Below are 21,202 nucleotides of genomic sequence, written 5' to 3'. Positions count from 1 at the left end.
GCAGCCTAGCCTACCCGTTACGCGCTCCGATCAATCCGTAATCCAGTTTGGTGGGAATGGCGTCGGGTAAAGGCGTGAGTCCGGCTTCGGCGAACCAGCTCTGGTACTCGGCCCGGCTGTAACAACGCCCTTTTGTTACCCAGAACAGTTGGGCTGAATAATCGGTAGCCGCCAATGGACCATCGAGCGTGTCGTTCAGAAACGTATCATGCACCCAGATTTCACCACCAGGGCGAAGGGTAGCCGCAAACCGATGGGCCAGTTGCCGACAGGTTGACGTTGGCCAGTCGTGAAACAGGCTGGCGGCCAGCAGCAGATCCGTTTGGGGAAGGTCATCGGTCAGCATATCGCCGGGTTGAAACGTTACGCGTGACCGAACACTGGCAACGCCTGGCCGTCCACTGGCCGCAAATTGGTCGAGCAACTCAGCAGCTACCGCCAACACAGCCTGACGGTCGAACAGGGTTGCCGTTGAGGTCGGGTTAGCCAACAGCCACTCGTAGGTGTAGAAGCCTGAGCCCCCGGCCACATCGAGCAAATGGCCGGTACGCTTCGGGAGGTTGGCCGCCACAATGGGTGAAAGCAGTTGCGCACGGCCAGCCAGCCCCAGCGTGAATTTTCGGGCCAGTTCCGTATCATCCATCGGCGATGGTCCGTCACCTTCTTTCACGAACGAAATGCCCTGTGGAGAGGCCAACGGGCCATCATTTCGAAGAAATTGAGCCATCTCAACCGCCCCTGGATCGTCTTTCTCCAGGCCGGTGTAGCCCGTCAGGTTCGGCGTCTGGCTTTGCGTTACGTAGTGGCCCAGGTCGGTTATTTGCAGCCTTCCCTGCTGGTCGTAATCAAGCAGTTCCATGGCACAGAGCGCCGGAAAGAGAACCATTGCCGGGCGTTCGGCCAGGCATAGCCTATCACTGAGTTCAGCCAGCGACAATGGGCCGTTGCCGAGCGTCTCGAATACGTTCAGATGATGAATGGCGGCCAGTAAAAGCCGTGAACCAAACATGGCCCGAAGCTGACGGGTGATGGGTGCCGGGTCGGGTTGAGAGGAAATAAACATAACGGTTGCGAATCAATCCAGATTGATTCGTAAAGATAACGTGCCTTTATCGGCCCTGAGCGGTGTGAGTAACTTACCCAGCCGACCTCCTTACTACAACGCTAGTTACTAATCCGGAAAACGCATGAAACGTACCCTATCCCTGCTCCTGCTCTGCTCGCTCCTATCGTTCACTGGCTTCGCCCAGTCAGCAAAAGTCATTATGGAGTCGGCAAGCCGGTTTCTGGGTACGTTGTCGGCCGAAGAGCGGCAAAAGACGCACTATGCGTTCACCGATTCATTACGCTACAAGTGGACCAATCTGCCTGTAGGGCTTGTTCCGCGGCCGGGTATCGCCTACGGTACGTTGTCTGACCAGAGCAGGCTGGCCTTTCATCGGGTTTTATCGGCTATGCTGAGTTCGCAGGGGTATCTGAAAACAACAAGTCTGATGCAACTAGACGATATTCTGAATACCCTCTACCAGCAGGCTTTCGATAGCGGACAGATTGATCAGCGCATGCTCACTATGATGCAGAACATGAAGTGGGCGCATGGTAATTATTTCATATCTATTTGGGGAAAGCCGCAAACGGGCGAGGCCTGGGGACTTAATTTCGGCGGGCATCACATGGCCATCAGCCTTACCTCCGACGGACAAACCATCTCCATGTCGCCTTATTTCATCGGCACAGATCCGTCAGAGGTCAAGTCAGGAAAATATGCGGGTTTACGGGTGTTGAGCAAGGAAGAAGATTACGGTTTTCTGCTGATCAATGCCCTGACCGATGCGCAGAGAACGGTGGCGATGCTGAAGCAGGACGTACCCAAAGACATTATCACCTCGCCGCAGGGAAGTCAGCGTATTACAAGCTATTACGGTATTCCGGCCAGCCAGTTTACGGCCGATCAGAAAGACATCCTGACCATGCTGATTCAGGAATATACCCACAATTTCGAACACCAGAAGGCACATCAGCTGTTTGGCAAGATCATGAAATCGGGCCTCGACAAGGTGTATTTCGCCTGGGTAGGTAGCCTTGAAAACAACAAGCCACACTATTACATCATCAACGGCCCCGACTTCCTGATCGAGTACGATAACGTTGGTTTTCAAAACGATGGCAACCACATCCACGCCATCCTCCGCGAAAAAGGCAACGACTTCGGCGACGACCTCCTGAAGCGTCACTACCTCGAAGCAAAGCATTGATCATACGTTGGGACATGCCATTGTGCAACCCATTGTTTAGCACTATGACTCCCGACCTGTATGCTGACACCAGACGAAAACTTTGCCGCGCTGGCTTTCGAACTTCCGCCAGCGCCTACGCCCAAAGGGGTTTATAAACCGAGCCTGATTGTTGGGCATTTCATCTACGTATCCGGCCACGGCCCTTACTGCGCCGACAGCAGCCTGATGACTGGCCGTGTTGGTGCTGAAGTAGACATTGAATATGGCGTTGCTGCTGCGCACCAGACAGGCCTCGCCATTTTATCAACGCTGATAGCAACACTCGGTAGCCTGAACCGGGTTAAACGGGTAATCAAGATTCTGGGGATGGTAAACGCCGTTGACGACTTCGAGCAACACCCTAAAGTCATCAATGGCTGTAGCGAACTATTTGCGACCGTTTGGGGCGAAGAAAACGGGATCGGCGTGCGAAGTGCCGTTGGCATGGGATCGCTGCCCAACAATATCTCCGTGGAAATTGAAGCGATGTTTGAACTGAACGTGTAGATACGATTCCGGAAACGTACCTGGCATACAGGCCCAGGTACGTTCTATTTTGCCCCAACGCAAGGCAAATTTTTTATGACAAAAACGTATTGAAAATAGTCGGTTGTTACAGTAGGCACTAATTCATACGGACTCACTTTGGTACCGGTCATACCAACTGTCTTGACCAGTCGGAGCGTTTGCCAATGGGGCGAATCGGGCACATCGAGTTTAAACAGTGTCAGTTGATTAGCTGGATTATGGGCATCGACATCGTCGAATTTATCCACTTTAAATACGACGTTCATCACGGTTTGGGACGTTCGAGATAGTGTGATCTGGCCTACGTTCTTGATCCGGGAAAGCTTAGGCGTAAAAAACGACCGTCCCGGTAGGCGCGTATAATCCAGCTACCCGGTACTGGAACCCCATCCATCCGGGCCGGTTTCCAGTTCGACTCGTTCTCCCGCCAGCGAGGCATCTCCTGTATCACGGTCTGAATAGCAGCCGATACTGCCAAGTCTTGCCGGGCGGTATACAATTCCACCCCGGTAACCTGCCCAATTTCGTTTATGATCACCCTGATCTCGCCCAGCAACACATGTTTGTTGATTATAGGCAGCAGGTTTTCCTCGAAATAGCGCGTTAGCCTGGCTGGGTCACCAGCGAACTCAGGCAGCTGAAAAAACGCTTCGCAATTTATCTCTCCGCCGGCCGCATCATAGCAGGTGCTCTTTTTCAGGTTGCCTTTCTGGTATAATTCTCTTCGTTTTATGGTGCCGTTCGGATAAAATACCAGAAACGCACCATTCAGGTAATCCAGTTTATACATACAGGACAAATAGAGTCCTCCACCAGGATACATAATTTTAGTCAGTCCGTTTCTAACAGGCCCCTGACCATCTATCTGTTCCTGCCAAATAAATTTCGGTTTGTCGTACGTAAATGAAGTTATACTATATAACGTACTATCAGCCAGGTAGGTCTCAACAATAAACTTATTTTTCTTCTTTTCCAGATAAACAATACGCTCATAATATCCGGCATGACTTTGATAATCGTCAGAAATAAATGGGTTCGTCGGTAACCCGCGCTGCGCCATCACCGGTAAACCTATGATGAGAAACAGCCATGTAAAAACGATCGATGTTTTGTGATGATACAGTTTCATTACCTATATCTGACGAACTATCCGTTACCTTATCGACAAGCCGTTGACGTCTGGTTTCAGTACTAAATCTACACCGGCCAGAATCAGAATGGAAAGCTAACGCGCCAGGCACTCCGTTCCCAGTTAGCCTGCACGAGCCATTTGCCAGGAACAGCTACACCATCCATATTGGCAGGCTTCCAATTCAATTCATTTTCATGCCAGCGAGGCATCTCCTGCACCATCTTCCTGATAGCGGCCGCCACGGCAGTGCTGCTTCGCCCGGCACCCATTTTCACGTCAACAACCTGACCTATCTCGTTAATAATCAGCTCAAACGTTACGATAAACGATAGGTTACTATCTAAAATTGGCTGTAATTTTTTATCTAAATAAGCCTTTAGTTCTCGTGGATTCCCCTTAAAATAAATCCTTTGATAGAAGGGCTCACACATAAACTCCCCGCCATCCGTATCGTAACACACGCTTTTTTTTACGGTTTCATTTCGGTATAACTCCCTTCTTTTTATGGCCCCGTCGGGATAATAGACGATAAATGGACCACTCAGTTTGTTCATATTATAATCACAGGTCACATACAGTTTACCATTGTTATATAAAATCTTAGCAGGGCCATGTCTGACGGCCAGAAAACCAAAATTAACCCCCTGATCAATGAACCTGTAATTATCGATCCGATAGAGTGTACTATCTGCCAGATAAGTCTCAACAATAAACCGATCTTTCTTCTTACCTACATAAATTATTCGTTCGTAATAATCGTCATGGCTTTGATACTCGATCACCGATAAATCAGAAACGGTACGATCAGTCTGAGCGTTGACAATTGTGTAAAAGCAAGCAAAAAAAAACAGGTGCAGGTAAGCAGAGATGCGTATAAATAATGTCATTTTATTTCCAGAAAGTAGCCTTCGCTTAATTGGAACGGGCGCTATGCGGCAGACTTACCTGCAAAAAATTCCGGTCGCGGTATACCTGCATTACCCACACGCCTGAAACGGGGCTACCATCCATAGTCGCGGGTTTCCAGTTCGATTCGTTCTCTCGCCAGCGGGGCATTTCCTGCACGATCCGTTTTATACTGGCTGCGACTTTAGCATTATCACGACCCACTTCACTCACCACCTCAATGATTTGCCCAATATCGTTCACTACCAATTTTACAGGAAACAACCGGAGTGACGTTCCATCAAGCACAGGCACCAGGCTTTTTATCAGGTACTCGGTCAGTTCTTTTTCATTGCCCATGAATTTAATCTGCTGATAAAAGGGCTCGCAGACCTGTTCGGCACCATCGGGGTCGTAGCACACGCTTTTTTTCAGCGTTCCGTTTTTATACAACTCCCGCCTTTTTATTGAACCGTCGTTGTAGTAAACAATGAATGCGCCGTTGAGCACATTCATGTTGTAATCGCAGGTTAAGTATAGCCGGCCGTCATCGTACAGAATTTTCGACGGGCCGTGCCGTACGGCCAGCACCCCAATCAAGTTGCCCTGATCAATGTACCGGTAGTTGTCAATTCGGTACAACGTACTGTCTTTCAGGTACGTATTCACGATAAAGTGATCTTTCCGTTTGCCAACGTAAGTGATTTGCTCAAAATATTTATCGTGATGCTCGTACTCGGTAACCGCAAATTCAGATTGTTTGGCAACTGGCTGAGCTGGTAGCCGGTGACCCATCAGCAACAGGCTCGCCGACAGGAAGCAGTAGGTTAGTGACAATGAAAAGCCCATTTTTCTGGTGGTTGAAAGGAAAGTTAACCTACACATTTTTCGGCATCCTACTCATCTGTTCGCTCATTTTTAATACAAGCTGTTGGCCCGGTCACCGTCCACCTTTACACGTCTATTATAGGCCTGCCAATTCGGTACTCATGTCCCACAGGCGTTTGGCGTAGAAGTTGTTCTGCGCGTCTTTGGTTGGCGTTTTCGGCTTGCTATCGTCGAAATACAGTCCTGTAACGTGGTTAACCTGCGGCGAAGCAGCCAGAAAAATACTGGTAGCTGCGCCCTGTTCCGGCGTTTTCAGGAACGGCCGGGCCAGACTGAGTATAGCGCCGAAAACGGCGCCCGAATCGGCCGCGAAATTAGTACTTACGGTTCCGGGATGTAAACTGTTCGAGGTAATGCCATCATCCATTAGTCGGTTAGCTAATTCGTTGGCAAACAATATATTACACAGTTTAGATTTCCCATAGGCCTTCATAGCACCATAAGATTTTGGCCGGGCCAGTTCATCGATCCGGAACGTACCTGCCAGTCGATGTGCCTCCGACGATACCGTTACCACGCGGGCATCCTGTCCTTTGCGGAGCAGGCCGAGCAGCAGGTTTGTCAGTAGAAAAGCGCCGAGGTGATTGGTGGCAAAAGTCAGTTCATATCCATCGGGCGAATACTGCTCTTTATCAATGTATAAACCGGCATTGTTGATCAGCACGTCGATGTGGTCATACCGATCCTGTATCTGTTTGGCCGCCGCGCGGACAGAGGCCATACTGGCCACATCGCACTGGATCAGGTCAATGATGACGGTCGGGTTTGCGGCCTGAATTTGCTGCTGCACAGGGCGGGCTTTATCGAGGTTGCGGCAGAGCATAACAATACCGAAGCCTTTGCGGGCCAGTTCCTGCGCTGTGATTTTACCAATACCTGAGTTCGCCCCAGTAATAACGCAGATTCGTGATGCTGTCATGGTCTATGTTGGATTGACTTACCGTACGTAAACTATCTGTCTGACGGTGTGGTTTTCTTTACCGACAGCTCCGGGCTTTTCCCGGATGCCCCGAACACTACGTTTACTATGAGAATTGCTATTATTTCTACCTCTCCCCGTGCTAACAGCAATACCCTTCGGTTCTGCAAATTTGCCCAGAACATCTTGCTGGAAAGTGGCCAGCACGAGGTAACCGTTATCGATTTTGTGGATTATGACCTCCCTTTTGTTGGTACGGCCTGGATAAAGCCCGATGCATTGACGTCGTTTCAGCAGGCGTTCATTACAGCCTGGGGTGAAGCTGATCTGGTCTTCTTCGCCTCACCTGAATACAACTGGACCGCCACGCCACAAATTATCAATGCCTTCAATTCACTCGGTGGACCAGCTTTCAAGCAGCTATTCGAGAACAAGGTGTTTGCGATGATCGGTACGTCAAACGGTCGTGGCGGTCGTCAGCCTGCACTCGATATGACAACGGTGCTGAACAAGGTCATCAGCTTTACCAATAATTTCTCGATCATTTCGCCAAAGCTGTACGAATCGCATGAAACAGATAAAAATCTGGATGCTGATGGCCAGTTTATTGGTCACGAAGTGTACGACCGCACCGCCCGCGCTTTTATCGATTACACGCTCACCGTTGCCCAACGGTGGCATGGTGTCACTGTCGACGTTTAGGTACGTTCCAGACATTGGTAACTAGCCCGGGTACGTGTTCAGGAATAGAGCCCGGTAGCGCGCTGGTTGCTACAACAACAAATTGACCCTGTTTAGTATGTGGAACTGATCAAACGGTAAATCTTTTATAATACTTACTGCGTAGGTATAGTGCAGTACACCGTAGTTTGATAATATGAAGGCTCTAAATACGTTTTTCGCCCGTTTCAATCAGTTCGACCTAACGTTCAACCGATGGCTGGTCGATCACAGCAGCACCCTTTTGCGCCTGTTCACCGGTGTCGTTTTTCTGGAATTCGGACTGATAAAGTTTGTTTTCGGCAGCACCCCTGTTGAAGATCTCACCGCCAATTTGCTGACTGGCGGATTGGTATCGGGCGATTCTGCAACCAACATTGTTGCATTGCTTGAGTGCATTACCGGGCTATGTTTTCTGAATAGCCGCTCATTGCGGTTTGGCGTATGGCTGCTCGCTGTTCAGCTGGTCGGTGCGTTGGTGCCGTTTATCTTTTTCTCGAATGAGCTGCTTTTGTCTCTGTTTTACACCAAAACGCTGATAGTCCAGTATGTTCTTACGGAGGTGATTCTGGTGGCAGCCGGCATTTTTATTGCTCTGAACTGGCGGGCTGCCAAACTAGCGTTACCATCAAAAGGCACCTGGGTTAAAAGCTAGCTAGTGTTATATAGGGAGGGGGCCTTGCCGCACACCGTTTTGGTTGTTTGGCAAGGCCCCCTCGTTCGTTTAAACGTTCATAGCGTACATCTCGGCTACTTTCGACACAGCGAAATCAACTTCGTCGGCGGTATTGTACTTGCCAAACGAGAAGCGAATATTTCCCCGGTCAGGATTCAGGCCTGGCAGTGCACCCAGCACATGCGAACCCACATCTGACCCGCTCGAGCAGGCCGACCCGCCCGACACCGAAATACCGGCAATATCGAGGTTAAACAGCAGCATGTCGCTCATGTCGGTTGCGGGCAGGCTCACGCTCAAGACCGTATACAGGCTCTTATCCAGATCAGCCGATTCACCGTTGAAACGCACATCGCCAATAGCGGCCTGAAGCTGCTTGATCATCCGCTGTTTCAGGAATTCGATATGTTGCCGGTGCTCGGCCATCTCAGCGTAAGCAATTTCCAGGGCTTTGGCCAGCCCTACAATGCCATACACGTTTTCGGTCCCACCACGCCGGTTGCGTTCCTGCGAACCACCGTGAATAAACGGATGAATGGCGGGGCGGTCAGTTGGGCGGGCATACAGGAAGCCGACTCCCTTGGGTCCGTGGAATTTATGGGCAGCCCCCACCAGGAAATCAACTTTCAGCGCTTGAACGTCGTGCCGGTAATGCCCCATGGTTTGCACGGTATCTGAATGCCAGACAGCTCCATACTCCCGGCATAGCTCACCTACCAGATTCATATCCAGCAGATTACCGATTTCATTATTACCATGCATCAGCGATACCAGCGAGTTCGGATTTGCGTTGAGCAACGTACCCAGCTGCTCATAATCCAGGCGGCCGCGTTCGTCTACCCGCAGCATGCTGAGTTTGATCTTCCCCGTTTTGGCCAGGTATTCCAGCGTGTGCAACACCGCGTGGTGTTCCAGCGGTGAGGTGATGGCGTGGGTGATGCCGTAGGTATCGATGCTCCCCTGAATAGCCGTATTGTCAGCTTCCGTTCCGCCCGAGGTAAAGAAGATTTCGGCAGGGGCTGCGTTCAGGAGAGAGGCTACGGTTTTGCGCGCCTTTTCAACCGCCGATCGCACCACGCGGCCGTGGCCGTGAATAGATGAAGGGTTACCAAAATTATCCTGCATCAGGGGCAGCATGGCCTCCAGCACAGCAGGATCGAGCCGGGTAGTGGCGGCATTATCGAAATAAACGCGTTGCATAGGTTGTATGAGAATCGTTGGGCAAAAGTACGAACGCCTTACCGTCTAACCGCGAAAATGGCCAGCCGGGTTCAGCGATAGTGGCCAAACGCTGAGAGTCAGTCTCTGGTGCATCTTTTCGTGAATCAATGTGCCAAGGGTACAGAAGAAACGGACATAAGCAACCTGATTCAGGAGATTGGCAGATCAACTAAAAAATAAAATGGCCTGGTTTGCATCCACATTATATACAGTAACTGGAGCTTTAGCCAATTTTAGTGTTCAGTTCGAGTGCCTAACCAGGCACTCGAGCGCTTTGACCATGTCGCTATAGAAAGCAAGTCACAATCTCTCTCACTTTCTCTAAATCACGGCTAACACGTTAACGCTCCAGGTACGTCCAGGTGCGGCATCCCGATAGGGGCTTTATCTGCTTGTTAAAGGCATCTTTAATCAACAGTTCCAAACCAGAGTAAGAGGATTCAGCATCGCTGAATCCGGTATGTACATCCCAACGGTTATCATCCTTTCGGTTACGAATCACAATGCTTTTTCCAATTCGCGTAGACTGAAGAGAGTTTCGATAATAGAACTCAAGTCGGTATTCTTTCTCCATCGAATCCTCATTGATCAACGTGATGTAGGCGTAAGCCTCACAGTCAGTATGATTAGCTAAACCTGGTGCAACCGTCCGCGAACTACTATAACCCGATGAGGCCGCTCCAGATCGGTTTGCTGCCTGCATTGCCTCACAGGCAGTTGCTTTTTTAAGTCGGCCAGCCACCAGGCTTCGATATTGCCCAGCCGGAAAAACTGACAGGTATAACTGAATATTTCTTACGCTACAGGTACCAACCAGATCAAAGGCTTTCTTATCAGCAAGTGCTTTTTGTGCAGGAATACGCTTTGCTAATTTCGCCCATTCCTCCATGCTCCTGCTATCAATGGCCAACATCTCAGCCAATTTCGTTTGAACCTGCGCATCAGTTGGATAAGTAACTCCCAATGCTTCCCATTGTGCCAACGAGACGGCCGTGGCTCTGGTTATTTCTTTCTCAGAGGCGGGCAACTTACCCATTGGCCATGCTTTTATAGCAGCCTCATTCTGAGTAATCAAATAATCGCCCGTGGGGCTGAAATAAAGATGGTCGCAAGTTTCAGAAATGGCCCTGATTATGCGTCGGTTGGCGATGGTCCACACGCTTACGACACGTGTTGTCCAGTTATAGGTTGCAAAACGTTTACCATCCGGGCTAAAAACGGCCATCGACACATCGGGAAGTTTAATGAGCTCTTCTTTAGTTTTTATATTCCATAGCGATGTCCACTGACTTCCAAAAGGTTCACTTACAACGCTGAGCAAGTGAGTATTATCTCGACATATAGACAATTTATCGACCTCGCCACCAGCAGACAATTCAGTCTGAATTTGGCCATCTATACCTTCTCTGATGCAGATGCGTTTGCTATTGCTACCCGTCACCATCAAAGCATCATCATGACTAAACACAAGTGCGCTTACAGCTTTAGGATGAGCATCCCACCGGGTAAGAGGTGCATCTGAATCTGTTTGCCAAACGTAAACCATACCATTATAAAAACCTGCTGCTACATAGTTTCCACTATGGCTAAAGGCAAGAACAGACGCACTGCGGCTATTATGCCGGTAGGTCCTTACTATGGTTTTGGTATCGAGGTCAATGAGTTGTGGCTCCTCTTGCTTATGAACAAGTAACTTTCTGCCGTCTGGACTGGCAATAATTTGTCTGTTACCAATTGAAAGCTGACCAGCGCTAATCACCTGGATAGCCTGTTTTGTTTTTAAGTCATAGCTGATGCCATTACCTCGGCTGTCAACGTAAAAAAGGTGCTGATTTGACAAAAAAGAGGCTTTACTTCCCATCAGCCCTGCTATCGTATGAGTTGGCTTGTCTTGCGACTGAGCTGCCAATGTGCTTAGTAATGATAGGCAACAGAAATAGAACTTCATAGCTTACACTAGTTATTTACGGCGTGTGATCGCCCTAAAATTCGCAACCAGATAATAACTAAGCAATTTTTCTAAGTAATCTCGGACTTATAAATAGGTTTGACAGCAATATTTTTGCCTTCTAACGGCAAAAAATCAGGATTATACGTTCATTCAGCTACTGTAAATCAGTTGGATACAGGCCTGTAAAGCATGGTCTGATTAAGCAAATTAAACGTCTGAAATGCTTCCCCGGTAGAACGGAACACAGCTGTTGCCAGTTGACATCAAGACATCCCAGCTTTTACCTCAGACCAATGGCCGACGTATTTTCCATAAACGAACAATTCAACAACATCAATTATACAAAGAGCAAGCTGCCGACCGGCGAATACGAACTTTGCCGTTTTACGAGCTGCGATTTCACCAAATCTGACCTATCGAACTGCGTTTTCTACGATTGCGAATTCATTGATTGTCAGTTGGCTGGCGTGAAGCTGATGAAAACCGCATTTCGGGATGTGCGGTTCAGGAATTGCAACGCCGAAGGGCTGCACTTCGAGCATTGCAACGATTTTCTGTTTGCCGTCAGCTTCGATACGTGCGTGCTCAGCAGGTCATCATTCTACAAGCAGAAAATCAAGAATACGACGTTCAAAAAGTCGATCCTGCATGAAGTAGACTTTATGGGGGCCGATCTCACCGGCTCCGATTTCGACGAGAGTGATCTTCGCCGCGCCGCCTTTGAGAATACCATCCTGGAAAAAGCTGACTTCAGAACTGCCTACAATTACTCGCTCGACCCGGAATTGAACCGCATAGGCAAGGCAAAATTTTCGCTGTCGGGCATTGCCGGATTATTGGCAAAGTACGATATTGATATTGAGTAGGTACGTTGCTGAGGCAACGTACCTACGCTACTGCCATTTCCTGCTTTACCGCCCGGCGCATGGGTTGCGGAGTCCAGTAGGTCAGGCTGCGCCAGAGCCATTCGAAGGGGCCAAATCGGAAATAGCGGAGCCAGATGGGCGAGATAATCAGCTGGAAAACCCAGACGGTGAACACAACATAATAGAGCTGGTAGTACGCCAGTTTACCGTAGTAGCCAAGCCCGTAACCGTTGAAAAACAGAGCACATACAATACTGTGTGTCAGATAATTAGTAAACGCCATTTGCCCCACCGCCGTCAGCGCACGCATAAGCCATGGCACCAGTTGCGACCGGTACACCAGCATGAGCAGGCTGGCGTGCCCCAGCGCCAGTAGGCCACGACGCAGATCATAGAGCGCGTTGGGCGATATCCGGTACGTATCGACCGCCAGGCCGGGGTTCAGGTACATCTGGGCCGTGTGCTGTACATAAAACCAGCTAATGGGTAAGCCGATTCCGTATCCGATCAACACGATTGTCTTGTAGGTATTAGACGACAGTTTGTTGCTGAAAAAACCGAGTTGAAGCAAAGCCATTCCCAGGAACATCATCACCAGCATATCCCAGGCGCCATGATACACGTACCAGACCTCGCTACCCGCATTCTCGGGTAGTATATGCCTGAAAACCGATGCGTAGTTGCCGCGCATTTCTTTCAGTGCTTTGGCATCGGCCTTCGGATCGGGCTTCGTGCGGCCTTCGATTCGTTCCCAGTTCGCCTTCTGCTCCAGTTGCTTTTCAGATGGTTTTTTACCCGACTTCTCCAACTTCACAGCCTGCAGATAGCCGGCTCGGGCTTCGCGCATGTTGCTTTGCCACCCCTCATTTTTATATAACCCAATCAGCAGACAGGCAAACGCGACACCCAACAACCAGTTAGCCTTGAGCTTCCTGAACGGATAAAGCAACATCCCCATCAGGCCGTACATAAACAGGATATCGCCCCGCCAGTGGAGAATGTAGGCGTCGAGCATACCGAACAATACCAATAAGACCAGTCGACGGTAATAGTATTCAGCTACCGACGGCCCGTCGATCGATTCCGGCTTGTTTGTCGCAAACAGCACCATGCCTGCGCCGAAGAGCATCGAAAAAAGAGCCCGCATTGTTCCTTCAAACGCCGTGCCCACAGCCGCAAAGGCGAAATAATCGCGGCTGCCGGGGTCTTTTACCACCGCCGCCATACCCGATTCCAGATAGCCAAACAGAGGAATGTTCATCATTAGAATGCCCAATAAGGCCATTCCCCGCACCAGATCGACGGTTTGAATGCGTTCAACTGCCTCCACCGGGCGGGGAGCATGATTCGTTTCGGTAGCCGGTACAACTGTTAAATCGATGGCTGTATCATCGGCTGGGTACGTTGGTAGCAAAGTGTTCATGCTGAACGGTCGATTTAGGATAGAACAGGTGTAGGTGAAACCGGGCGCAGTGGCTGTTTTTGGGCCAATGTCAGCGATTGCCAGAGCCATTCAGCCGGGCCAGTCTCGAAGCGACGTACCCAGAGCGTGCTGGCAACCAGTTGCAACAGCCAGATCTCAGCAACCAACACATAGAGGTAATGCAGGCGCAGGCTCCCGAAATAGCTCATGCCGTAGCCGTAGAAAAAGAAGGTGAGCAGGGCCGCCTGCAACAGGAAGTTGGTCAGTGGCATCTGGCCAACGGCCCCCAGCGCCCGGCTCAGCATGCCAGCCCGGCCGGTCTGGCAGATCGCCATCAGCAGCCCCACCAGCCCAATGGCTGCCGCCGCTCGCTCAACGGGCGTCAGTAGATCAGATAGGGGCAACGTACCTGAACTGATCAGTTTCGAGTAGTCAACCATGGCCGCCTCGTAGGAAGGCAGCGAAAGCCACGCCACCGTCTGACTAACGGCCAGTCCCGCTATCGCCATCATGGCATACTGACCGGTTGAGAGCCGATTCGAAAAAACGCCCCACCGAAACAGGGCCATACCCAGCAACATCAGTGAAGCGATCTCCCAGATTTTGCGCTGGTAGAACTGCCACGCCTGCTCGAACTGGAAACGCGGCACCAGAAACGTCCATACATCGCTGTAGGCGGCGGAGCGGGTGGTGGCAATAGCCTTTTTATCTTTCTCTTGATCATAGGCCACGCCCTTTACTATGCCCTCCCAGGCCGATTTTTCGCCTTTCTGATCATCGGTAAGCTTTACGTTTTTATTCTTCTTTTCCAGCGCCACCACCTTTTGGTATTTGGTGTATTTCTCGCGCTGCTCGGTGTAGTTCCAGTAGCCTTTTCCGCTATAGAATAACCCGGCCATAACGGCAGCGATCACAAACCCCCGCGCCGATAACCGGTGGAGCGGGAACAGAAGAACGCCTACAATACCGTAGTGAAACAATACATCAACGGGCGACAGCAGAATAAACGCGTTGACGATGCCAAAGACGAGTAGCCAAAGATTGGCCCGTATATAACGCTCGGGAACGGAGAAACCGGCCGTGGTTCTTGGTCTTGACAGAAACGGGAGAATGCCCGCTCCGAACAGGAGGGCAACCAGCGGTGCCATGGCGTTATCCAGCAGCAGATGGGTCCATTTCAGCAGTTGATAGGTACCGCCATGTGGCCCGCGCCATAGTTGCATCACCTGCGCCTGGGTAAGGCCACTTGAGCGAATCGTGACCAGTAACAGTCCCAGAATTCCCACACCCCACATCACGTTGAGCGGAGTAACCTGGCGAGCCACCGCTGGCTGATCATCCGTCTGTCCAGGCGCAGTTAGCGTTGCTGTATTTGTGTCTGTTTCTACCGGATACGTAGACTGATTTTCCATGAGTAGCGGCGTTAGGGAGAGATCGTAAATCTATCATAAAGCCAAGAAAAACAATCATTTACAGAACCATTAAAGAAGCATAATGAGTAATCGGCAGGCTGCTCAACTTCTTTTGCCGTGTACCAGTTGTTCGCCTGGTCGGCGTGTGGCGAATTCAGGCGGGGGTAAGCGCTTTTCACTGGCTCACCTGGCTCCTACCGCAGGCGGGCCAGCTTCATCTGGACCGTATCGCCATCGATAATGCCCGATAGCCGCATCGTTTTTTTTGTTCGTTCTCTAATACTGAGCCGGAGCGTATCGTCAGGAGTGGCATCTGACCCCATAGGTACGTATTTAACGATCGTCAATCCATTGTTCAAACTATCGAACTCGTAGGTGCCCCGCATGCTTTCAGTTGCCTTGTACCGGTACGGATTGGGGCTGAATGCGCATCCCTGCATACCAGCGAAATACACCCGATTCCAAGCCGTTGTATCGGCTAGCCAGGCCGTTGCAGGCAGCATCTTGCCATTACGGATAAGCTGGTCAACGCGCCAGGTGCCTTTGAGCAGCGTATCGCTTTTGTCGGTGAAAACAAATTGCGCAATAAAGGCGAATGCCAGGGCAATCGGCAACACCCGAAGCGCATGTTTTACCCAGTTTCGGCCCAGCGTGACTGGCGGTAAATGATCAACCAAGTCCCAGAAGGCGGCTTTGAGTTTAGGTACGTCGAGCAGCAATAAAAAAATCAGCCCCAGGGTAAACATGACCGAATTGAAAAAGGCACCGGGGGCAATCTGATAAAACAGGTTGATCAGGACAATGTTGATCATTACCGGCAACAGCAGGATGACACCCAGCAGGGTGGTTCGGCGGTAAAGCAACAACACCGAGCCGCCCACCTGGATCAGGCCAATGATGACAGCCAGCGTGTAGGAATAGCCGAAATAATACCAGGTTAACCCAAAGCCGTTGACCTCTCCCAGCGGCGTATCGAGGCGGAAATCGGGTGATTGAAATTGCGTCTTCAGGATTTTGGCGAACCCGTAGGTGGCAATCGAGAGCGCCAGCCAGTACCGGATAATACCCTGCATCCAGGCGTGACGAATACCGCTCTCACTGTTACCTGCCTGCTCGCCCCGGTGCCAGAACCAGCTATACACCAGGCTGCCCAGCACGGCTACACCCACAACGCCCAGCAGCAAATACTCGAGATATGACCCGTACTGCACGATGACCGACCGTGGAAGCAGTTCGAGCCCCATCATCAGAATATTGAGCACGGCAATGGCGGCCAGGGCGCATTCACAGCATTTAAACAACCAGGTGGTGCGGGTATAAGTCGGTGAAGAAAGCATGAAAAAAGACGAGTCGGTACACGTATTCGTTGTTGGCGGCAAGCAACCGGCCCCTATTCCTTCGCGTTGGTAGTGGCTGACGATCAGGGCACCACGCCTGCCAGAGCCCGAAAATAAGCATGTTTGCGGAACTACAAAACGGAAAGGCTTTAGGGCAGCCAAAATGCTCGTTATCGTAGTTAACGGACATAAATACCCGACAACTGTTACACTGGTCAAACCGAATCGATGCCCCACTGAACCCGCCTGGCACTGCCCAATACACCAAACGGAAGCAGGTCGGTTAGTGGGTTGGGCAGAAGCGCCGACAAAACCCGAATCGTGGTGGCGGGGCGTAAATTGGCGGTATAAAAAGATGGAGACCTCATACCCTATATCGGACACGCATTTGATACTGTTGTATTGGACAAAAACGCGTATCTTTGCGTCCCCGCAAAAAGACCTGCACCTATCTACGTGCTGATGGTCAGCGAGGTTAAGCACAAACAGGCAGTTGACAAGTACTGCATTTTTCAATGAAACGAGATAAAGATAGTAACGACCGCCGGGATGGTAAAGGTCGTCCGGAAGGCCGTCGGGATGACGCCCGTGGTGGATTTAATAAAGGGGGTAGCCGCCCATCATTTGGCGGAGCCCGTTCAGGTGGGTCAGACCGCCCGGCATACGGCGACCGGAAGCCATTTTCTGGCGGAGACCGCCGCGAGGGTGGGTCAGATCGCCCGGCCTATGGCGACCGGAAACCTTTTAATGGTGGCGACCGCCGCGAAGGAGGCGACCGCCCGGCCTATGGCGACCGGAAACCGTTCTCTGGCGGGGGCCGGCGGGAAGGCGGTTCGGACCGGCCAGCCTATGGCGACCGCAAGCCATTCAGCCGGGAGGGTGGTTCAGACCGGCCAGCCTATGGCGATCGTAAGCCGTTCTCTGGCGGAGACCGTCGCGAAGGTGGCGATCGCCCAGCTTATGGAGATAAAAAGCCGTTCAACAGGGAGGGTGGTTCAGACCGGCCAGCCTATGGCGATCGCAAGCCATTCTCTGGCGGAGACCGTCGGGAAGGTGGATCAAACCGGCCCGAACGCAAGCCGTTTAACCGTGATGGTGGTGACCGCCCAGCCTACGGAGACCGCAAGCCATTTAACCGCGATGGCGGCGATCGGCCAGCGTATGGTGATCGGAAGAACACCGGATCGGACGAACCACGCAGGCCATTCAACCGCGACGGCGACCGTCCGGAACGTAAGCCATTCAATCGGGATAGGGATCGGCCTTCATTCAATGATCGCCCGGAACGCAAGCCATTTAACCGCGACGATCGCCCAGCCGGACCACGTGAAGGCGACAGTGCCCGTTTTGATCGCCGTGACCGGACCGAAGGATCTGACAATCGTCCTTTCGAGCGCAAGCCATTCACTCGTGACCGTGATGACAATCGCGACGAGCGTCCACGCTTCGAACGTCGCCCCGAAGGTGACGAGTCAGGTGATCGCCCGGAACGCAAGCCCTTCAATCGCGATGACCGCCCCGCCCGCGACCCGAACGGTCCGGCCCGGCCACGGACAACCGGAAGCCGAAAGCCATACAGCAAGGATACCGACAACGGCGACGAGAAACCATTTGAACGCCGGACTGGCCGGTACGAGAAAGCGCCGAATTACAACCTGAGTGCGATGCGGGAAAACCTGCCACGTTCGCGGAAAGTAGCCAAGAACCTGGACCGTGAGCGCGAATCTGATCCGAACTCAATTCGGCTGAACCGCTACATCGCCAATGCTGGTGTCTGTTCGCGCCGTGAGGCCGATGAACTCATTGCCAAAGGTGATGTGCAGGTAAATGGCAATGTGGTAACCGAGATGGGGTATCGCGTGAAGCCTAACGACGTTGTGAAATATGGCAACAAGGTACTGAACGCCGAAAAACTGGTGTACGTGTTGCTCAACAAGCCCCGCGACATCATCACGACGACCGAAGATCCCGAAGATCGCAGCACCGTGCTCGACCTGGTAGCCGATGCAGGTCCGTTCCGCCTCTACCCGGTTGGTCGCCTCGACCGCAATACCACGGGTCTGCTGCTGCTGACCAACGACGGAGAACTGGCCGGTAAACTAACCCACCCGTCGAACAACGTAAAGAAGGTGTATCAGGTTGAGCTCGATAAGCCAATAACGGATGAGCATTTCGAAGCCATTCGTAACGGGATGGACCTGGAAGACGGACATATCAAGCCAGACGACCTCGCCATTATTACGCCTGATGCTCAGGTGATTGGTGTAGAAATTCACTCAGGCCGTAACCGCATCGTTCGTCGCATGTTCGAATCGCTGGGTTATGAAGTAACGAAGCTCGACCGTACCGTTTTTGCGGGCTTAACCAAGAAGGAGTTACCACGCGGTAAGTGGCGCTTCCTGGAGCCTAAAGAAGTGGTGAAGCTGAAGTATTTGATCTAAAAAACCTCTGTTTTCAGTCCTCTGTTTTCTGTTGCACTGCTCCATAGCGAAGTACCAGAAAGCAGGGGACTTTCTTTTTGAACAATATAACTAAAATAATAGTTGTTAAACTAAGTCAATAGTCTTACGTTTGGATCAGCTTACCTACACACCCGTTCAGGGCCACCATTATGAGAGAATTAACCAACGCTGAGGAAGACGTGATGCGCGTGTTATGGCGACTGGAGAAAGCTTTTGTCAAAGACATACTGGCCGAACTGCTTCCGCTGGATTCGACGGGCGAAAAACCTGCGTATAACACTGTGTCGACCATCATTCGTATTCTGGAAAAAAAGGGCGTGGTGGGCTACACGGCCTACGGAAAAACGCACGAGTACTATCCGCTCATTTCGGAAGATGCCTATCGCCGTTTCCAGACCGAGCAACTGATGACCAACTATTTCGACGGGTCGCTGCAAAAGCTGGTGTCGTTTTTCGTGAAAGAACGCAACGTGAGCCTGAATGAAGCCGACGAGATCATTCAGTTATTGAACAAGCAGGGCGATAAACCGAGCAAGTAACGTACCCAGCCAATCCTAAACCTCTCAATGCCATGACACCGCTTGTCGATCACTGGCTGAAAGCCAACCTGTTTCTGATTCTTTTCTACGGGTGTTACGCCCTGCTGCTCCGTCGGCATACGTTTCTGACCCTGAACCGAACGTACCTGATGGGCTCATTGGCGTTGGCATTTCTGTTACCGCTGGTGCATATTCCGGGCCTGTCGTTTCCCTGGCCGTGGGAAGAAACCAACGTACCTGTATACACAGCCGTTACCATAGATACGATCAGCGTTGCTGGCCTGACAACCGAAACCGAAGCCCCCCTCCTGCCCGATTGGCCCGTGCTGGCTGGCTTGGCCTTTGCACTTGTGGCGGTGGGGTTACTGGTCCGAACGGCCTGGCGCACGGTTTCGCTGCTTCGGTTCATTCGTCAATGGCCTTCGCACTCAATGGGCGATCACACGCTGGTACTACCCGATACCGCACAAACCCCCACCTTTTCGTTTTTCCGATACCTGATATTGAATCCCGAAGACGCCCAGACCGACGCCGTTCGGCAGCACGAACTGGTGCATATTCGACAGAAACACAGCCTCGATGTGCTCTTGCTGGAAGTGGTACAGGCGCTCTGCTGGCCTAATCCGGCCCTGTTTGGCTACAGGCAGGCAATTCGGCAGGTACATGAATACCTGGCCGACCGCGACGCTACCAAACAAACAACAACTGACCGCGACACCTACGCCCGCTTTCTGGTCAGCTACGCTTTCCACCTCCCGGCTGATAGTCTGGCACACTCGTTCGGCCCCAACCGGCCCGATTCGCCAACCCTTAAACAACGGATTCAGATGTTATACCAACAACACACCCGCCGCCGCGCGCTCTGGAAATACGCGCTGGTGCTACCCCTAGCCGCCACCCTGCTGGCTATGACTAACGTACCTGAACCCGATACGTTGGTAAAGCAGGTACGTTTCACCGATTCTACGAGCCAATTAACTCACGTGCAGGGGATCGTCTCAGAACAGCGGAGCACGTCCGACGATCATCGTCCATTACCCGGAGCAACCATCGTTGTACGGAATGGACATAAGGGCACTACTACTGACTCCAGGGGCACCTTTTCAATAGACGTACCTGCTGGTACTGAGCTAGTGGCCAGCTTTGTTGGGTTCGCCTCACAATCTATGGTTGTACCCGCGCAAGGAGGAAACATAGTACTTTCCTTCAAATTAAAACCGCAGGCTGTAGATGGTTCGTCTATGCCGATGACGGCGCCGCCAACCTCACTTACGGTACCCACAGCCCCCGCCAAATCAGGCGAGGTTTTTACCGTAGTAGAAAGTCCTCCGACCTTTCCGGGTGGCGCAAAAGCCCTGTCTGAGTTTATCAGTAGCAACATTCGTTATCCGGAAGAGGCACGTAAGCAACGTGTTCAGGGCAAGGTGTTTGTCAATTTCGTCGTCAATACCGACGGTTCGATCGACCGAATCAATATTCTCAAAGGACTGGGTAAAGGGTGCGATGAAGAAGCGGTGCGTGTGGTTGCAATCATGCCAAAATGGGATCCTGGCAAACAAAACGGTCACCCTGTAGCTGTCCAGTACAATCTGCCGATCAACTTTTCGCTGGGCGACAAAAAAGTGGGAATGAACGTACCCAGCTCCCTCCTTCTTCAGATGGATACCGTTGTAAAAAACAATCCTAAATTTTACTACCAGGGCAACGGCAAAGAAGTCCCGGTTATACGAACACAGTTTAACAGTAAAATTAACCCTCCGCTCTTTCTGCTGGATGGTGAAGAAATATCCCAGGAAGCGATGGATGCGATCGACCCAAACACGATACAATCTGTGGACGTACTCAAAAGTGAATCAGCCACCTCATTCTATGGTTTGAAAGCCAAAAATGGCGTTGTTCGTATCACAACGAATAAAGGCAGCGAAATCGAGAAAAAGAAAGACCGGTAGCCGCCAGGTACGTTTAAA

At 51.3% G+C, this 21,202-nt stretch carries 20 protein-coding genes; 8 read left to right on the top strand and 12 right to left on the bottom strand.

Annotated elements, in window-relative coordinates; translation table 11 throughout:
* Window positions 1–10: 10 nt before the first annotated feature.
* On the bottom strand, window positions 11–1,063 hold the full coding sequence (locus J2I46_RS10480; RefSeq protein WP_207328947.1) for a methyltransferase: 1,053 nt from the start codon (window positions 1,061–1,063) through the stop codon (window positions 11–13).
* 124 nt (window positions 1,064–1,187) lie between these two features.
* On the opposite strand from J2I46_RS10480, the gene J2I46_RS10475 reads away from it, so the two are divergent.
* Both J2I46_RS10475 and J2I46_RS10470 read left to right on the top strand, forming a co-directional pair.
* Window positions 1,188–2,255, top strand: coding sequence for a DUF3500 domain-containing protein (locus J2I46_RS10475; protein WP_207328946.1), 1,068 nt, complete (start codon window positions 1,188–1,190; stop codon window positions 2,253–2,255).
* 60 nt (window positions 2,256–2,315) lie between these two features.
* Window positions 2,316–2,783 (top strand): RidA family protein, encoded by a 468-nt coding sequence (locus tag J2I46_RS10470; RefSeq protein WP_207328945.1) that lies wholly within the window; start codon window positions 2,316–2,318, stop codon window positions 2,781–2,783.
* A 44-nt stretch (window positions 2,784–2,827) separates the two neighbouring features.
* Here the strand turns inward: J2I46_RS10470 and J2I46_RS10465 are convergent, their stop codons facing one another.
* From J2I46_RS10465 to J2I46_RS10445, 5 genes are all read right to left on the bottom strand, one after another.
* On the bottom strand, window positions 2,828–3,070 hold the full coding sequence (locus tag J2I46_RS10465) for a hypothetical protein (protein ID WP_207328944.1): 243 nt from the start codon (window positions 3,068–3,070) through the stop codon (window positions 2,828–2,830).
* A gap of 35 nt (window positions 3,071–3,105) precedes the next feature.
* A complete protein-coding gene (locus tag J2I46_RS10460; protein ID WP_207328943.1) occupies window positions 3,106–3,933 on the bottom strand; it encodes a toxin-antitoxin system YwqK family antitoxin in 828 nt (275 codons plus the stop codon).
* An 83-nt stretch (window positions 3,934–4,016) separates the two neighbouring features.
* The gene (locus J2I46_RS10455) at window positions 4,017–4,823 is read right to left on the bottom strand and encodes a toxin-antitoxin system YwqK family antitoxin (RefSeq protein ID WP_207328942.1); all 807 of its coding nucleotides are present in this window, start codon (window positions 4,821–4,823) and stop codon (window positions 4,017–4,019) included.
* A gap of 25 nt (window positions 4,824–4,848) precedes the next feature.
* Window positions 4,849–5,670, bottom strand: coding sequence for a toxin-antitoxin system YwqK family antitoxin (locus J2I46_RS10450; protein WP_207328941.1), 822 nt, complete (start codon window positions 5,668–5,670; stop codon window positions 4,849–4,851).
* A gap of 115 nt (window positions 5,671–5,785) precedes the next feature.
* Window positions 5,786–6,628 (bottom strand): SDR family oxidoreductase, encoded by an 843-nt coding sequence (locus J2I46_RS10445; protein WP_207328940.1) that lies wholly within the window; start codon window positions 6,626–6,628, stop codon window positions 5,786–5,788.
* Window positions 6,629–6,736: 108 nt separating this feature from the next.
* On the opposite strand from J2I46_RS10445, the gene J2I46_RS10440 reads away from it, so the two are divergent.
* Together J2I46_RS10440 and J2I46_RS10435 are read left to right on the top strand one after the other, a co-directional pair.
* Entirely contained in the window at window positions 6,737–7,330 is a 594-nt protein-coding gene (locus J2I46_RS10440; RefSeq protein WP_207328939.1) for an NAD(P)H-dependent oxidoreductase, read from the top strand.
* Between the two features lie 175 nt (window positions 7,331–7,505).
* Window positions 7,506–8,003: a hypothetical protein gene (locus J2I46_RS10435; RefSeq protein ID WP_207328938.1), complete on the top strand. Its 498-nt coding sequence runs from the start codon at window positions 7,506–7,508 to the stop codon at window positions 8,001–8,003.
* 69 nt (window positions 8,004–8,072) lie between these two features.
* Here J2I46_RS10435 and J2I46_RS10430 read toward each other — a convergent pair whose 3' ends face one another.
* Both J2I46_RS10430 and J2I46_RS10425 read right to left on the bottom strand, forming a co-directional pair.
* On the bottom strand, window positions 8,073–9,224 hold the full coding sequence (locus J2I46_RS10430; RefSeq protein ID WP_207328937.1) for a cysteine desulfurase family protein: 1,152 nt from the start codon (window positions 9,222–9,224) through the stop codon (window positions 8,073–8,075).
* Window positions 9,225–9,585: 361 nt separating this feature from the next.
* Entirely contained in the window at window positions 9,586–11,193 is a 1,608-nt protein-coding gene (locus J2I46_RS10425) for a WD40 repeat domain-containing protein (protein ID WP_207328936.1), read from the bottom strand.
* A gap of 296 nt (window positions 11,194–11,489) precedes the next feature.
* On the opposite strand from J2I46_RS10425, the gene J2I46_RS10420 reads away from it, so the two are divergent.
* Window positions 11,490–12,062 (top strand): pentapeptide repeat-containing protein, encoded by a 573-nt coding sequence (locus J2I46_RS10420; protein WP_207328935.1) that lies wholly within the window; start codon window positions 11,490–11,492, stop codon window positions 12,060–12,062.
* Window positions 12,063–12,084: 22 nt separating this feature from the next.
* On the opposite strand, the gene J2I46_RS10415 is transcribed toward J2I46_RS10420, so the two are convergent.
* The 4 genes from J2I46_RS10415 to J2I46_RS10400 all read right to left on the bottom strand — a co-directional run bounded on the left by J2I46_RS10415 (window position 12,085) and on the right by J2I46_RS10400 (window position 16,602).
* A complete protein-coding gene (locus tag J2I46_RS10415) occupies window positions 12,085–13,485 on the bottom strand; it encodes a DUF418 domain-containing protein (RefSeq protein ID WP_229379677.1) in 1,401 nt (466 codons plus the stop codon).
* A gap of 14 nt (window positions 13,486–13,499) precedes the next feature.
* The gene (locus J2I46_RS10410; RefSeq protein WP_207328934.1) at window positions 13,500–14,897 is read right to left on the bottom strand and encodes a DUF418 domain-containing protein; all 1,398 of its coding nucleotides are present in this window, start codon (window positions 14,895–14,897) and stop codon (window positions 13,500–13,502) included.
* A 194-nt stretch (window positions 14,898–15,091) separates the two neighbouring features.
* The gene (locus tag J2I46_RS10405) at window positions 15,092–16,234 is read right to left on the bottom strand and encodes a hypothetical protein (RefSeq protein WP_207328933.1); all 1,143 of its coding nucleotides are present in this window, start codon (window positions 16,232–16,234) and stop codon (window positions 15,092–15,094) included.
* Between the two features lie 215 nt (window positions 16,235–16,449).
* Complete coding sequence (locus J2I46_RS10400) at window positions 16,450–16,602, bottom strand: hypothetical protein (RefSeq protein WP_207328932.1); 153 nt, start codon at window positions 16,600–16,602, stop codon at window positions 16,450–16,452.
* A 147-nt stretch (window positions 16,603–16,749) separates the two neighbouring features.
* Here J2I46_RS10400 and J2I46_RS10395 point away from each other — a divergent pair, with 147 nt between their 5' ends.
* The 3 genes from J2I46_RS10395 (at window position 16,750) to J2I46_RS10385 (ending at window position 21,184) form a co-directional block, all read left to right on the top strand.
* On the top strand, window positions 16,750–18,675 hold the full coding sequence (locus J2I46_RS10395; protein WP_207328931.1) for a pseudouridine synthase: 1,926 nt from the start codon (window positions 16,750–16,752) through the stop codon (window positions 18,673–18,675).
* A 170-nt stretch (window positions 18,676–18,845) separates the two neighbouring features.
* Window positions 18,846–19,235: a BlaI/MecI/CopY family transcriptional regulator gene (locus J2I46_RS10390; protein WP_207328930.1), complete on the top strand. Its 390-nt coding sequence runs from the start codon at window positions 18,846–18,848 to the stop codon at window positions 19,233–19,235.
* Between the two features lie 32 nt (window positions 19,236–19,267).
* Window positions 19,268–21,184 (top strand): M56 family metallopeptidase, encoded by a 1,917-nt coding sequence (locus J2I46_RS10385; protein ID WP_207328929.1) that lies wholly within the window; start codon window positions 19,268–19,270, stop codon window positions 21,182–21,184.
* Window positions 21,185–21,202 lie beyond the last annotated feature (18 nt).

It is taken from the genome of Fibrella forsythiae (assembly GCF_017353175.1).
GTDB classification, from domain to species: domain Bacteria; phylum Bacteroidota; class Bacteroidia; order Cytophagales; family Spirosomataceae; genus Fibrella; species Fibrella forsythiae.
Note: the sequence above shows the minus strand (reverse complement) of the source record. Positions and strands in the feature narration are given on the sequence as shown.